Annotated in this window: 14 protein-coding genes; 7 read left to right on the top strand and 7 right to left on the bottom strand. The window is 61.1% G+C overall.

Annotated features, from left to right (window positions below):
* The first annotated feature begins 27 nt into the window (after positions 1–27).
* On the top strand, positions 28–501 hold the full coding sequence (locus tag BFQ04_RS12960) for an Lrp/AsnC family transcriptional regulator (protein ID WP_065951169.1): 474 nt from the start codon (positions 28–30) through the stop codon (positions 499–501).
* 63 nt (positions 502–564) lie between these two features.
* Here BFQ04_RS12960 and catA read toward each other — a convergent pair whose 3' ends face one another.
* The 3 genes from catA to BFQ04_RS12945 are packed head-to-tail and all read right to left on the bottom strand — an operon-like array spanning position 565 to position 2,963.
* Positions 565–1,494 carry a catechol 1,2-dioxygenase gene (gene catA, locus BFQ04_RS12955; protein WP_065951168.1) on the bottom strand — a complete coding sequence of 310 codons (930 nt, stop codon included), beginning with the start codon at positions 1,492–1,494 and terminating at the stop codon, positions 565–567.
* A gap of 41 nt (positions 1,495–1,535) precedes the next feature.
* Entirely contained in the window at positions 1,536–1,826 is a 291-nt protein-coding gene (gene catC / locus BFQ04_RS12950) for a muconolactone Delta-isomerase (RefSeq protein WP_065951167.1), read from the bottom strand.
* A 12-nt stretch (positions 1,827–1,838) separates the two neighbouring features.
* Entirely contained in the window at positions 1,839–2,963 is a 1,125-nt protein-coding gene (locus BFQ04_RS12945) for a muconate cycloisomerase family protein (protein ID WP_065951166.1), read from the bottom strand.
* A gap of 114 nt (positions 2,964–3,077) precedes the next feature.
* Here BFQ04_RS12945 and BFQ04_RS12940 point away from each other — a divergent pair, with 114 nt between their 5' ends.
* The gene (locus BFQ04_RS12940; protein ID WP_065951165.1) at positions 3,078–3,953 is read left to right on the top strand and encodes a LysR family transcriptional regulator; all 876 of its coding nucleotides are present in this window, start codon (positions 3,078–3,080) and stop codon (positions 3,951–3,953) included.
* A 131-nt stretch (positions 3,954–4,084) separates the two neighbouring features.
* On the opposite strand, the gene BFQ04_RS12935 is transcribed toward BFQ04_RS12940, so the two are convergent.
* A complete protein-coding gene (locus BFQ04_RS12935) occupies positions 4,085–5,065 on the bottom strand; it encodes an AraC family transcriptional regulator (protein ID WP_065951164.1) in 981 nt (326 codons plus the stop codon).
* 311 nt (positions 5,066–5,376) lie between these two features.
* Between BFQ04_RS12935 and antA the strand changes: the two genes are divergently transcribed.
* The 4 genes from antA to BFQ04_RS12915 all read left to right on the top strand — a co-directional run bounded on the left by antA (position 5,377) and on the right by BFQ04_RS12915 (position 9,885).
* Positions 5,377–6,768, top strand: a complete 1,392-nt coding sequence (antA, locus tag BFQ04_RS12930; protein WP_065951163.1) for an anthranilate 1,2-dioxygenase large subunit — start codon at positions 5,377–5,379, stop codon at positions 6,766–6,768.
* A complete protein-coding gene (gene antB / locus BFQ04_RS12925) occupies positions 6,768–7,259 on the top strand; it encodes an anthranilate 1,2-dioxygenase small subunit (protein ID WP_065951162.1) in 492 nt (163 codons plus the stop codon). Before antA ends, antB begins: the two co-directional genes overlap by 1 nt.
* Positions 7,260–7,406: 147 nt before the next feature.
* Positions 7,407–8,414, top strand: a complete 1,008-nt coding sequence (gene antC, locus BFQ04_RS12920) for an anthranilate 1,2-dioxygenase electron transfer component AntC (protein WP_065951161.1) — start codon at positions 7,407–7,409, stop codon at positions 8,412–8,414.
* A 70-nt stretch (positions 8,415–8,484) separates the two neighbouring features.
* Positions 8,485–9,885, top strand: a complete 1,401-nt coding sequence (locus BFQ04_RS12915) for an amino acid permease (RefSeq protein ID WP_065951160.1) — start codon at positions 8,485–8,487, stop codon at positions 9,883–9,885.
* Between the two features lie 144 nt (positions 9,886–10,029).
* Here the strand turns inward: BFQ04_RS12915 and kynA are convergent, their stop codons facing one another.
* Positions 10,030–10,902: a tryptophan 2,3-dioxygenase gene (gene kynA / locus BFQ04_RS12910; protein WP_065951159.1), complete on the bottom strand. Its 873-nt coding sequence runs from the start codon at positions 10,900–10,902 to the stop codon at positions 10,030–10,032.
* Positions 10,899–11,549, bottom strand: coding sequence for an arylformamidase (gene kynB, locus BFQ04_RS12905; RefSeq protein ID WP_065951158.1), 651 nt, complete (start codon positions 11,547–11,549; stop codon positions 10,899–10,901). Before kynB ends, kynA begins: the two co-directional genes overlap by 4 nt.
* 308 nt (positions 11,550–11,857) lie before the next feature.
* Here kynB and BFQ04_RS12900 point away from each other — a divergent pair, with 308 nt between their 5' ends.
* Complete coding sequence (locus tag BFQ04_RS12900; protein ID WP_065951157.1) at positions 11,858–12,202, top strand: cupin domain-containing protein; 345 nt, start codon at positions 11,858–11,860, stop codon at positions 12,200–12,202.
* Between the two features lie 45 nt (positions 12,203–12,247).
* Here BFQ04_RS12900 and mmsB read toward each other — a convergent pair whose 3' ends face one another.
* A complete protein-coding gene (gene mmsB / locus BFQ04_RS12895; protein WP_065951156.1) occupies positions 12,248–13,135 on the bottom strand; it encodes a 3-hydroxyisobutyrate dehydrogenase in 888 nt (295 codons plus the stop codon).
* Position 13,136: the final 1 nt, after the last annotated feature.

The following is a 13,136-nucleotide window of genomic DNA, read 5'->3' as shown; positions in this document are numbered from 1 at the left end:
TCCCAAACACGCGGATTTATTCAACCCATGATTCTTGACGCCACCGACCTGCGCCTCCTGCATTTCCTGCAACAGGATGGCCGTATCAGCAACCAGGAACTGGCGGAAAAAGTCGCTCTGTCGCCCTCGGCGTGCCTGCGCCGTTTGCGCCTGCTGGAAAGCGAAGGCGTCATCAGCGGCTATCGGGCGGTGCTCAATGCCGAGCAGTTGGGCATTGAGCTTGAGGCCATCGTGCACCTGTCCTTGCGCCAGGATGTGCAAGACTGGCATGAGACATTCATCGAGAAAGTGCAGGGTTGGCCGGAGGTGGCCAGTGCCTATGTGGTCACCGGCGCCAGCAACTATGTGCTGCGGGTACAGGCGCGCAACCTCAAGCATTTTTCGGACTTTATCGTGAACCAACTCAACCGCACGGCGGGGGTCATGGATATACGTTCGGAGATTGTGCTGCAGAAAATCAAGGATCGGGATGAGGTGCTGGATCTGGTGGTGCGCAAATAACCAAATCCAACACCGGTGCAATGTGGGAGGGGGCTTGCCCCCTCACACATTTTTTAACCGTGTTCAGTCTTCGAGCGCGCGTACGCGCTGCATGCGCTGCTGCTCCGCGGGGGCAACAGCCACCTGCAACTCAAAGTCAAAATCAATCTGCGCAAACCGCCCCTGCACGCCGAACTCCTGTGCCAGCTGCGGATCGTCACTGAAGCGGATCTGGGCGATCAACTCATCACGTGTGGCATAGGCAAAATCATCGTGCAGGTACGGATCATCCGACAGGTTGATCTGCGTGGTCAGGTGCCGATGGCCGGGCGCCGAGATGAAGAAGTGAATGTGCGCCGGACGCTGCCCGTGGCGCCCCAACTGATCGAGCAACTGCTGGGTCGGCCCGGTCGGCGGGCAGCCGTAGCCCGACGGCACGATGCTGCGAAAACGATAGTGGCCCTGGGCGTCGGTCTCGATGCGGCGGCGCAGGTTGAACTCCGATTGCGTCGGGTCAAACCACGAATAGGTGCCGCCGGTATTGGCCTGCCACACATCGACAATCGCCCCCGCCAGCGGTTTGCCCTGGGTGTCGCGCACCTGCCCGCGCATGAACAGCGGCACGGCGTCGTCGTTGCCATCATCCAGGCGCGCTTCGTATTTGCACAGCGGAGCACCGGCCACATACAGCGGGCCTTCGATGGTGCGCGGCGTGCCACCGGATTTGCCGGCCTCGATGTCGGCGGCATCCATCAACAGGTCCAGATAATGCTCCAGGCCCAACCCGGCGGCGAGCAAGCCGGCTTCCTGGTTTTTCCCCAGTTCGTTGAGGTAGTTGACCGCCGCCCAGAACTCTTGCGGGGTCACGTCCAGGTCTTCGATGATATTCACGGTGTCGCGCAGGATCCGATAGATCAGCGCCTTGGTGCGCGGGTTGCCGCCTTCACTGCGGTGACCGCTGGCTTCTTCGAGAAACTGCTGGGCGTGAGCAGTCTGGGACAGTCGGATGGACATGGTGCAATCCTCATCTTGTAATTATTGGGTGCAAAACAGGCTCAGCGGTCGTCCGCGTGGATCGACGACGGATGCCGACACAGCGCATTGACTTCGATGGCCATATAGGGGAACAACGGCAGTTGCATCAGCAGGTCGTGCAGCGCCTGCACACTCTCGACATCGAACACGCTGTAGTTGGCGTAGTGCCCGGCAATGCGCCACAGGTGGCGCCATTTCCCCTCTTGTTGCAGGCGCTGCGCCAGGGCCTTCTCTTCGGCCTTGAGACTGGCGGCGCGCTCGGCGGGCATGTCGAGCGGCAGGTTCACGGTCATCTTTACGTGGAACAACATGGCAGGCGCCTCTTAGTGTTTGTCACGACGCAGGAACGCCAGGCGCTCTTCGTCGATCGCCAGGCCCAGGCCCGGTGCGGTGGAGACATGCAGGTGGAAATCACGGTACACAGGCGGCTCGGTGAGGATGTCTTCGGTGAGCAGCAACGGACCGAACAGTTCGGTGCCCCACGCCAGCGTGTTCAGCGTGACAAAGGCATGTGCCGAAGCCAGGGTGCCGATGCCGCCTTCGAGCATGGTGCCGCCGTAGAGGCCGATGCCCGCCGCTTGAGCAATCGCCGCCGTCCGCAGCACCGCACGCGGGCCGCCGTTCTTGGCGATTTTCAGGGCAAACACCGAGGCCGCGCCTTCGCGAGCCAGGTTGAAGGCATCCTCGACGCATTCAATCGATTCATCGGCCATGATCGGCGCCGGGCTCGACAGGTTCAGCCGCGCCATGCCGCCTCGATTGTTGCGCGAGATCGGCTGTTCGATCAGGTCGATTCCGTTGTCCGCCAGCACCCGGCAGGCGCGCAGGGCCACGGCCTCGTCCCAGGCCTGATTGACATCGACACGCACGCTGGCGCGATCACCCAGCGCGCGCTTGATCGCGATCACGTGGGCCAGGTCACGGTCGACTTCACCGGCGCCGATCTTCAGTTTGAAAAGGCGATGGCGGCGCAGGTCGAGCATCTTCTCGGCCTCGGCAATGTCCTGTGCGGTATTGCCGCTGGCCAGGGTCCAGGCCACCGGCAAGGCATCGCGCACACGGCCGCCGAGCAGTTCGCTGACCGGCAGGTTCAAGCGCTTGCCGAGGGCGTCGAGCAACGCGCTCTCGATACCCGATTTGGCAAACGTATTGCCGCGGATGCAGCGTTCCAGGCGCACCATGGCGGCGTTGATATTGCTTGCGTCCTGGCCGATCAGCAGCGGTGCGAAGTGCCGGTCGATGTTGACTTTGATGCTCTCGGGGCTTTCGTTGCCGTAACTCAGGCCACCGATGGTGGTGGATTCACCGAGGCCTTCGATGCCATCGGCGCAACGCAGGCGGATGATCACCAGGGTCTGGTGTTGCATCGTATGCATCGCCAGCGTGTGCGGGCGAATGGTGGGAAGGTCGACGATGATGGTCTCGATCGACTCGATGGGGCAAATCATGGCAATACCCGTTGGGTTCTTTATAGGTTTGCGTCGATTCTGTGCTGCGTGGCTGGTGGGTTCCAATATAGAATTGGTCTGGTTCGATACCTTGAAGGTATTAAAGGAGGCAACATGGAACTGCGTCACCTGCGCTATTTCCAGGTTCTGGGCCAAACCCTCAACTTCACCCGCGCTGCCGAACGCCTGCACATCGCCCAGCCGCCGTTGAGCCGGCAGATTCAACAACTGGAAGACGAATTGGGCGTGGTGCTGCTCGAGCGCGGTCGACCGCTGCGGCTGACCGAGGCCGGGCGATTTTTCTATGAGCACGCCAATGGGCTGCTCGAGCAGTTGGGCAAGGTCTGCGACAACACCCGGCGCATCGGCCTGGGCCAGAAGACCTGGCTGGGCATCGGCTTTGCGCCGTCGACCTTGTACGGCGTGCTGCCGGAACTGATTCGGCGACTGCGCACCCATGAGGCGCTGGAGTTGGAGCTGGGGTTGTCGGAGATGACCACCTTGCAGCAGGTCGAAGCCCTCAAGGCCGGGCGCATTGATGTGGGTTTCGGGCGAATTCCCATCGACGACCCGGCCATCGTCCAGCGCGTACTGGTGCAAGACCGCCTGGTAGCGGTGTTGCCCAGCGGTCACCCGTTGCTGGGCGCACCCGCCAGCCTTGCGCAGTTGGCCGCCGAGCCCTTTGTGCTGTATCCGGGCAATCCACGCCCCAGTTATGCCGACCATGTCATCGCCTTGTTCGACGCCCACGGCTTGAGCCTCAAAGTCGCGCAGTGGACCAACGAATTGCAGACCGCCCTGGGCCTGGTGGGCGCAGGCATGGGCGTGACACTGGTGCCGGCGTCGGTGCAGGTGCTGCATCGGGCGGATATCGGTTACGCGCCGGTGGTGGAAGCCACCGCGACCTCGCCGATCATTCTCAGCCGGCGGGTGAATGATCAGTCGCCGGGGCTGATTCATTGCCTGCAACTGGTTGAAGAACTGATCTGAATGCTCTTAAACACTGCAACTCCCTTGTGGGAGGGGGCTTGCTCCCGATAGCTGTGGATCAGGCAACTTATTCATTGACTGACACACCGCTATCGGGAACAAGCCCCCCCCACATTTTAATCGCCATGGATTCAAAGACTGCGCAGGCGCTTGCGCTGTAAGGTCTGGCTCGGCGTCTCATCAAATGACTTGCGATACTCCGCCGAAAACCGCCCCAAGTGAGTAAAGCCCCAGCCCAGGGCGATCTCGGAGATGGTCCGCGGGGCGCCATGCTCAAGCATTTCCTGGCGCACGGCGCTCAGCCGGTACTTCTTCAGATAGGCCATCGGCGACAGTGCAAAATATTTGCGAAAGGCATCGAACAGTTTGAACCGCGACACCCCTGCGGCCGCTTCCAGGTCTTCCAGGTGCACGGCTTCGCGGGCGTTTTCGTGGATGTACTGGCGTGCACGGATCAAATAGTGGGGCAGTTTCACGCCCAGTACATCGCGCAGTTCTTCGGAGTAATTGTTCGGCTGAGCCAGGATCAGCCCCTTGATCAACGAGCTTTCCAGGTCACGGGTAAACGCGGCCTGCTCGTACAACTCACTGCCGTGCTCCAGTTCGGCAATGAAGTAACGCGCCATGCGCCACCACGACGCCGAAGCGCCGTCCACCGCGTCCATCACCGACTCAAAGCGCAACGGCGCCTCGATGGGGCGCTGCAGTAAACCTTCCAGTGACTCACTCATTGCTGCGCGGGTAATCACTACCTGCAACTTGCGGCAGTCGCCGGAAATCGCCAGCACCTGATGCTCGTTGGGCGAGATGATGACGCCCTGCTCGCGATTGGAGCGCAGCCGTTCTCCGTTCTTGCTCAGCTCCTGCTCGCCCACCAGGGGCAGGCTCAGGCTGTAACTGCTGAAGTGCTCGGCATCTTCGATGTCGATGGTCACGTCCGTGCCGTATTCGATCACTCCCAGGGTGGTCGCGCGGGACTTGAAGCTATTGGCACTGTGGTGAAAACGCAGGCGTTCGGGTGTGGCGGTGACCAGGCGATGGGGCCCGCAGATGCCGGACATCCAGCTACGTGCGCCTTCCAGGTCGAAGCGTTGAATCGTTTGGCTGCTCATCAGGTGCACCCACGGCGGTTAGGCGTTTGCGCGCTCTGACGGCGCGTCGTTAGGGTTGGACAGCAAGTAATGCGCCATGCCGGCGAAATGGCTACCGGGTGGATAGCAATCGCCGACTAAGTGGATAAGCAGCCGGGGTTTTCGCCCGATGCCCTGCAAGACAGTAGCGCATCCCGTCACCGCCCCGCACCGGGTTGGGTATTTGCTGCCCAATTATCCGGCCTGCCTTCCCCCATTAAGCGGATAGCCCACGCCCTGCCCCACTGCCTCTAATGCATCACCGATCAGCCCCCATCAAAAAGGTGCCTCCCATGAGTGGTGCAAGAAACGTCGAACAGTGGAAAACCTTTATCGACAGTTGCCTGGACTTTCGCCCGGCGGATGAAGTGTTCCGCATCGCCCGCGACATGTTCACCGAACCCGAACTGTTCGACCTGGAGATGGAACTGATCTTCGAGAAGAATTGGATCTACGCCTGTCACGAAAGCGAATTGGCCAATCACCACGACTTCGTGACGATGCGCGCCGGGCGCCAGCCGATGATCATCACCCGCGACGGCGAAGGCCGGCTCAACGCGCTGATCAATGCCTGCCAGCATCGCGGCACCACCCTCACCCGCGTGGGCAAGGGCAACCAATCCACGTTCACCTGCCCGTTCCATGCCTGGTGTTACAAAAGCGATGGCCGGCTGGTGAAGGTCAAGGCGCCGGGGGAATACCCGGAAGGTTTCGACAAAGCCACGCGGGGTCTGAAAAAGGCGCGCATCGACAGCTACAAGGGCTTTGTGTTTATCAGCCTCGACGTGAACGGCACCGACAGCCTGGAGGACTTCCTGGGCGACGCCAAAGTGTTCTTCGACATGATGGTGGCGCAGTCGGCAACCGGCGAGCTGGAGGTGCTGCCGGGCAAGTCCGCCTACACCTACGACGGCAACTGGAAACTGCAAAACGAAAACGGCCTGGACGGTTATCACGTCAGCACCGTGCACTACAACTACGTGGCCACGGTGCAGCATCGCCAGCAGGTCAATAGCGAAAATGGCGCAAGTGCCGGCACTACCCTGGACTACAGCAAGCTCGGCGCCGGCGACGCCAACACCGATGACGGCTGGTTTGCCTTCAACAACGGCCACAGCCTGTTGTTCAGCGACATGCCCAACCCCAGCGTGCGCTCCGGCTACGCCACCATCATGCCGCGCCTGGTGGCAGAACACGGCCAGCAGAAAGCCGAATGGATGATGCACCGCCTGCGCAACCTGAATATCTACCCGAGCCTGTTCTTTCTCGACCAGATCAGTTCCCAACTGCGCATCATTCGCCCGCTGGCATGGAACAAGACCGAGATCATCAGCCAGTGCCTGGGGGTGAAGAACGAGTCCGACGCCGACCGCGAAAACCGTATTCGCCAGTTCGAAGATTTCTTTAATGTCTCAGGCATGGGCACGCCGGATGACCTGGTGGAGTTTCGCGAGGCCCAGCGCGGCTTCCAGGGCCGCCTGGAGCGCTGGAGCGATATCTCACGCGGCAGCCATCGCTGGGAGACCGGGCCGACACCGAACAGCGAAGCCATCGGCATTCAGCCCGCCATGACCGGCACCGAATTCACCCACGAAGGCCTTTACGTCAACCAACACCGCAACTGGCAGCAGTTTTTGCTCAAGGGCCTGGACCGGCAGGCGCTGCAACTGCGGGAGGTGAAGTGATGAATGCGCAATTGCAGTACCGGATCGAGCAATTCTTCTACCGTAAATCCGAACTGTGCGACGCCCAGGACTGGGATGCCTATGTGCAGTTATTCGACCCGCAGAGCGAGTTCCACCTGCCGCAATGGGACTCGGAACATGTCTACACCCAGGACCCCAAGCGCGAAATGTCGTTGATCTATTACGCCAACCGCTCGGGGCTGGAGGACCGCGTATTCCGCCTGCGCACCGGCAAGGCGGCCTCGGCCACGCCGATGCCGCGCACGCTGCACTTGATCAATAACGTGCGCGTCGCCGAACAGGCCGACGGCACGCTGGCGGTGAAGCTGAACTGGCACACATTGTTCTATCGGCTGGCGACGTCCGAGCAGTTTTATGGGCACGCGACCTACCGTCTCAAGCCGGATGGCGACAGCTGGTTGATCACCCGCAAGCACGCGCTGCTGCTCAACGACACCATCAACTCGGTGCTGGACTTCTACCACCTGTAACGGTGGCGCATCGCCCTGTAGGAGCGAGCGTGCTCGCGAAAAACTCAAGTACACCGCGTGCATCCAGGCTGGATGGCGTCATCGTTGACGTTCTTCGCGAGCAAGCTCGCTCCTACAAGGTTCATACCTATCCACGGAGTCATGTGAATGAACCACAAAGTGGCCTTCAGTTTTGCCGACGGCAAGACCCTGTTCTTCCCGGTGGGCGCCCATGAAATCCTGCTGGATGCCGCCCTGCGCAATGGCATCAAGATCCCGCTGGACTGTCGCGAAGGCGTGTGCGGTACCTGTCAGGGGCGTTGCGAATCCGGCGCTTACACCCAGGACTATGTCGACGAAGAAGCGCTGTCGAGCCTCGACCTGCAACAGCGCAAAATGCTCAGTTGCCAGACGCGGGTGAAGTCCGATGCGACCTTCTACTTCGACTTCGATTCAAGCCTGTGCAACGCGCCGGGGCCGGTGCAGGTGCGCGGTACGGTGAGCGAGCTACGGTTGGTGTCGGCCAGTACGGCAATCCTGCAGCTTAAAATGGACGCACCGCTGGATTTTCTGCCCGGCCAATATGCGCGGTTATCGGTCCCCGGCACTGACAGCTGGCGTTCCTATTCCTTCGCCAACCTGCCAGGCAATCAGTTGCAGTTTCTGGTGCGCCTGCTGCCCGACGGGGTGATGAGCAACTACGTGCGCGAGCGCTGCCAGGTGGGTGACGAGGTCGTGATGGAGGCGCCGCTGGGGGCGTTCTACCTGCGGCACGTCAGCCAACCGCTGGTGCTGGTCGCCGGCGGTACCGGGTTGTCGGCACTGCTGGGCATGCTCGATCAGTTGGCAGCTGGCGGCTGCGACCACCCTGTGCACCTCTACTACGGCGTGCGCGGTGCAGAAGACTTGTGCGAAGCGGCGCGCATCCGCAGCTACGCGGCGAAGATCGCCGATTTTCGCTACACCGAAGTCCTCAGCGACGCCTCAGCGCAATGGACGGGCAAGCGCGGCTACCTCACCGAGCATTTCGACCTGGCCCACTTGCGTGACAGATCGGTGGACATGTATGTCTGTGGTCCCCCGCCGATGGTCGAATCGATCCAACAATGGCTGGCGGATCAGGCACTTGATGGCGTCCAGCTGTATTACGAAAAGTTTACGCAGAGTAATATCTGACCCTCAGCACTTCTGAGGGGCTGATGCGCCTGCACTCACCCTTAAGAAAAACAAGTAGAAGGGAACGTTAATGGCGGATGACATGGTAAACCCGGTGGGCCTCAAGCGCGGCCTGAAGAACCGGCACATTCAACTGATCGCCTTGGGAGGGGCGATTGGCACGGGACTGTTCCTCGGCTCGGCCGGGGTGCTCAAGTCGGCGGGGCCGTCGATGATCCTGGGTTACGCGATAGCCGGTTTCATCGCCTTCCTGATCATGCGCCAGCTCGGCGAGATGATTGTCGAAGAGCCGGTGGCCGGCTCCTTCAGCCACTTTGCGCATAAATACTGGGGCGGTTACGCGGGCTTTCTCGCAGGCTGGAACTACTGGGTGCTGTACGTGCTGGTGGGCATGGCCGAACTGACGGCGGTGGGCAAATACATCCAGTTCTGGTGGCCACAAATCCCGACCTGGGTCAGCGCGCTGGTGTTTTTCGTCGCGGTCAACCTGATCAACACCCTGAACGTGAAGTTCTTCGGTGAAGCCGAATTCTGGTTTGCGATCATCAAGGTGGTGGCGATTGTCGGCATGATCGTGCTCGGCTGCTACCTGCTGTTCAGCGGTACCGGCGGCCCGCAGGCGTCGGTCAGCAACCTGTGGAGCCACGGCGGTTTCTTCCCCAACGGTGGCATGGGGCTGTTGATGTCGATGGCGTTCATCATGTTCTCGTTCGGTGGCCTGGAGCTGGTGGGCATCACCGCCGCCGAGGCCAGCGAGCCGCGCAAGGTGATCCCGAAGGCGATCAACCAGGTGGTGTACCGGATCCTGATTTTCTACGTCGGCGCCCTCACCGTGCTGCTGTCGCTGTACCCATGGGATCAACTGCTGCAAACCCTCGGCGCGTCGGGCGATCCCTACAGCGGTAGCCCGTTCGTGCAGATTTTCTCGCTGATCGGCAATGACACCGCTGCGCACATCCTCAACTTCGTGGTGCTGACCGCGGCGTTGTCGGTATACAACAGCGGCGTGTACTGCAACAGCCGCATGCTGTTCGGCCTGGCCGAGCAAGGCGACGCGCCCAAGGCGTTGATGAAGCTCAACAAGCAAGGCGTGCCGTTGCGGGCGCTGGCGATTTCGGCGCTGGTGACGATGCTGTGCGTGGTGGTCAACTACGTCGCGCCGCAGAGTGCCCTGGAGTTGCTGTTCGCGCTGGTGGTTGCCTCGCTGATGATCAACTGGGCGCTGATCAGCATCACCCACATCAAGTTCCGCAAGGCCATGGGCGAGCAAGGCGTGACGCCGTCGTTCAAGACCTTCTGGTTCCCGTTCAGCAACTACCTGTGCCTGGCGTTCATGCTGATGATCATCAGCGTGATGCTGGCGATTCCAGGGATTCGCGAGTCGGTGTATGCGATGCCGGTGTGGGTGGGGATTATCTATGTGGCGTATCGGTTGCGCGTCCGAAACGCGAAAGTCGTGACAGCGCAGTAACCCATGTGGGAGGGGGCTTGCCCCCGATTGCAGTGGGTCAGCCACTGATATGTCTACTGGCCCACCGCTATCGGGGGCAAGCCCCCTCCCACATTTTTAACTGCATTCCAAATGAACAGCCCCGGTAGTCCGGGGCTTTTTTGTTCAGAGGGTAGAACGCACCCGCCACAACTCGGGGAACAGCACCGTGTCGAGCATCTTGCGCAGATACCCCACACCTTCAGTGCCGCCGGTTCCCGGCTGGAAGCCGATGATCCGTTCCACCGTGGTCACATGCCGGAAGCGCCACTGGCGGAACGAATCCTCCAGGTCGATGAACTTCTCGGCCAACTGATACAAGTCCCAATAACGGCTCGGGTCGCGGTATACCTCACGCCACGCAGCCTCCACCGATTCATCGTGAACCGTTGCCGCCGTCGGGTCGCGCTCGGCCCGTTTCGGATCTATCGCCAGACCGGCCTTGACCATCAGGTTGATCGCTTCGTCATACAGCGACGGCGTGGCAATCGCCACCTGCAATTGCTCCAGCAACGCCGGGCGATGGGCATGGGGCCGCAACAGCGCCGGGCTCTTGTTGCCGAGGATAAATTCAATCTCGCGGTACTGGAACGACTGGAACCCCGACGACTGCCCGAGGAACGGGCGGATCGCCTTGTATTCCGACGGTGTCATGGTCGCCAGCACCGCCCAGGCGTGTACCAACTGGTCGAAGATCCTCGAGACCCGCGCCAGCATCTTGAAGGCTGGCGGCAACTCACCGAGGCGCACGTGTTCGCGGGCCGCCTTGAGTTCGTGCAGCATCAGTTTCATCCACAGCTCCGAGGTCTGGTGCTGGATGATGAACAGCATTTCGTTATGGTCCGGCGACAGCGGGTGCTGGGCGCTGAGGACTTTGCCCAGGTCCAGGTAGTCGCCGTAGCTCATGGACTCGGAAAAATTCAGCTCGGCGTTGTGCCATTCTTCCGGGGACTGGTGGTCGGCAGGCTTATATTCTGGCGAGAAGGGACACTGGCTCATCGCGTGGGCTCCTTGAGCGGGCGCAGAATTGCGCGGACAGGGCTGGCGTCCAGGTTGGCAAAACGCAGCGGCAGCGCGATCAGCTCATAGTCGCCCTCCGGTACATCGTCGAGCACGATGCCTTCAAGGATCGCCATGCCATGGCGCGCCACGGCGTTGTGCGAGTCCATGGTCTTGGACTGTTGCGGGTCCAGGGAGGGCGTGTCGATACCGATCAGGCGCACGCCGAGGCTGGCGAGCAGCTCGATGGTTTGCGGGGCGATGGCGGTGAAATCTGAATCCCATTGCGTCAGTGGCGCTTGTGGATAAGTGCGCAGCAGCACGCGCTCGGGCAGGTTATCCACACGCCCTTGCAGTTGATGCGGTTGCACCAGGGCGCCACTGCCCAGGCAGTGCAACACGCGGCACGGGCCCATGTACACGTCCAACGACACCTCGCCAATCGGCGCGCCGTCGGCGCTGTAATGCAGCGGTGCATCCACATGGGCGCCGGTATGTGGCGACAGCGTCACGCGCCCCACATTCACCGGGCACTCCGGCCCGAACTGCCACACGCGCTCTTCCTGGAACGGCGTATCGCCCGGCCAGGTCGGGGTCGCCGCACTCAAGGGCGGGCTGATGTCCCACCACGTTGTTATTGGGTTCATTTTCAAGGCTCTCACTCATCCTGGGTGAATGATACGAGGGCAGCACGTGAATTTTCTTGCGAATTCTGGCGCCGCAAGGGAATTCTTTCGCAGTTACTGCGAGAAAACGCTTGGTTTGCGCGCAGAAACACCTCTCAACACAGGGGTGCGGCCACCAGCAATCAATGTGGGAGGGGGCTTGCCCCTCCCACATTGACCGCGCTTCGCACTGGGCTGCGCTTCTGGGCATACCGATGTCGAGTCCAGACCACCAGCCCCCGCTGTGACGCTATAGGGTTCGACTCTTATTCCCATGCCTCGGAGTCATCATGTCCAAACCCATCACCGTACTGCGCGACACCCATCCCTTGCCGGTCCTGGATGCCTGCAAATGGGAAAAGCTCGAAGGCGACCCGCACACCGTCAACCTCAACGCCTACACCAGTGATGACGGCAGCAAGATCATGGGCACCTGGATCTGCACGCCGGGCAAGTGGTACGTGGAATACGTGAAATGGGAATACTGCCACTTCCAGGAAGGCTATTGCGTGATCACAGCCGAAGGCATGGCGCCGATCCATCTGCGTGCTGGGGATATCTTCGTGGTGGAACCCGGGATGAAGGGCACGTGGGAGGTGGTCGAGACGGTGCGTAAGTATTTTGTGTTTGCCTGAACTGCCAAACCTGAGGCGAGGGAGATTGCTCCCTCGCCACCGTCTTTATTTGAGCTTTCGATAACTGTTGATGATCGCCGAGAAGTCCTTGCCCCCTTCCCCTCGCTGGCTCATCGATTGATACAACTGCTGGGCCACCGCACCGAGGATCACCGGCTGGTGTGCCTGGCGCGCCGCTTCAGTGGCAAGCCCCAAATCCTTGAGCATCAGGTCGGCACCGAAACCACCGGTATAGCCGCGCGATGACGGCGCCGTTTCAATCACACCCGGCCACGGGTTGTAGGTGTCGGAACTCCAGCAACGCCCGGTAGAGCTGTTGATGATGCCCGCCAGCACTTGGGTATCGATGCCCAAGGCATCGCCCAGGGCCATGGCCTCACTGACGCCGACCATGCTGATCCCGAGCAGCAGGTTGTTGCAGATCTTGGCGATTTGCCCGGTGCCCACATCGCCGCAGTGCACGATGTTGCGGCCCATCTGCGCCAGTACCGGTTGCAGGGTGGCGAACAGTTCCGGGTTGGCGCCGACCATAAAGGTCAGCGTCCCGGCTTGCGCGCCGCCGGTGCCACCGGAGACCGGCGCATCGGCCACTGCCACGCCCTGTTTTGCCGCCGCTACTGCTACATCGCGGATGGTCTGTGGGTCGATGGTGCTGCAATCCACCGCGGGCACGCCTTTGCCGATACCGGCCAAAACGCCATCTTCATTCAACCAGACGCTGCGCACATGGGGGGCGGCCGGCAGCATGGTAATCACCAGTTCAGCGTCTGTCGCCGCATCACGGGGCGAACTGCTGATGGTGCCGCCCAGTTCAGCCAACTCCTTGAGCACGGTCTGGTTCAGGTCGAACAGGTTCAGTGCGTGCCCGGCCTTGATCAGGTTGCGGGCCATGGGCGCGCCCATGTTGCCCAGGCCGATAAATGCAATCTTCATG

Source organism: Pseudomonas sp. 37 R 15 (assembly GCF_900004865.1).
GTDB classification, from domain to species: Bacteria; Pseudomonadota; Gammaproteobacteria; order Pseudomonadales; family Pseudomonadaceae; genus Aquipseudomonas; species Aquipseudomonas fluorescens_AM.
Note: the sequence above shows the minus strand (reverse complement) of the source record. Positions and strands in the feature narration are given on the sequence as shown.

Excerpts from the sequence above, each read along its gene's own strand:
- BFQ04_RS12960 (WP_065951169.1), top strand. The coding sequence starts at position 28 with ATGATTCTTGACGCCACCGACCTGCGCCTCCTGCATTTCCTGCAACAG.
- catA (WP_065951168.1), bottom strand. The coding sequence starts at position 1,494 with ATGTCCATCCGACTGTCCCAGACTGCTCACGCCCAGCAGTTTCTCGAA.
- catC (WP_065951167.1), bottom strand. The coding sequence starts at position 1,826 with ATGTTGTTCCACGTAAAGATGACCGTGAACCTGCCGCTCGACATGCCC.
- BFQ04_RS12945 (WP_065951166.1), bottom strand. The coding sequence starts at position 2,963 with ATGATTTGCCCCATCGAGTCGATCGAGACCATCATCGTCGACCTTCCC.
- BFQ04_RS12940 (WP_065951165.1), top strand. The coding sequence starts at position 3,078 with ATGGAACTGCGTCACCTGCGCTATTTCCAGGTTCTGGGCCAAACCCTC.
- BFQ04_RS12935 (WP_065951164.1), bottom strand. The coding sequence starts at position 5,065 with ATGAGCAGCCAAACGATTCAACGCTTCGACCTGGAAGGCGCACGTAGC.
- antA (WP_065951163.1), top strand. The coding sequence starts at position 5,377 with ATGAGTGGTGCAAGAAACGTCGAACAGTGGAAAACCTTTATCGACAGT.
- antB (WP_065951162.1), top strand. The coding sequence starts at position 6,768 with ATGAATGCGCAATTGCAGTACCGGATCGAGCAATTCTTCTACCGTAAA.
- antC (WP_065951161.1), top strand. The coding sequence starts at position 7,407 with ATGAACCACAAAGTGGCCTTCAGTTTTGCCGACGGCAAGACCCTGTTC.
- BFQ04_RS12915 (WP_065951160.1), top strand. The coding sequence starts at position 8,485 with ATGGCGGATGACATGGTAAACCCGGTGGGCCTCAAGCGCGGCCTGAAG.
- kynA (WP_065951159.1), bottom strand. The coding sequence starts at position 10,902 with ATGAGCCAGTGTCCCTTCTCGCCAGAATATAAGCCTGCCGACCACCAG.
- kynB (WP_065951158.1), bottom strand. The coding sequence starts at position 11,549 with ATGAACCCAATAACAACGTGGTGGGACATCAGCCCGCCCTTGAGTGCG.
- BFQ04_RS12900 (WP_065951157.1), top strand. The coding sequence starts at position 11,858 with ATGTCCAAACCCATCACCGTACTGCGCGACACCCATCCCTTGCCGGTC.
- mmsB (WP_065951156.1), bottom strand. The coding sequence starts at position 13,135 with ATGAAGATTGCATTTATCGGCCTGGGCAACATGGGCGCGCCCATGGCC.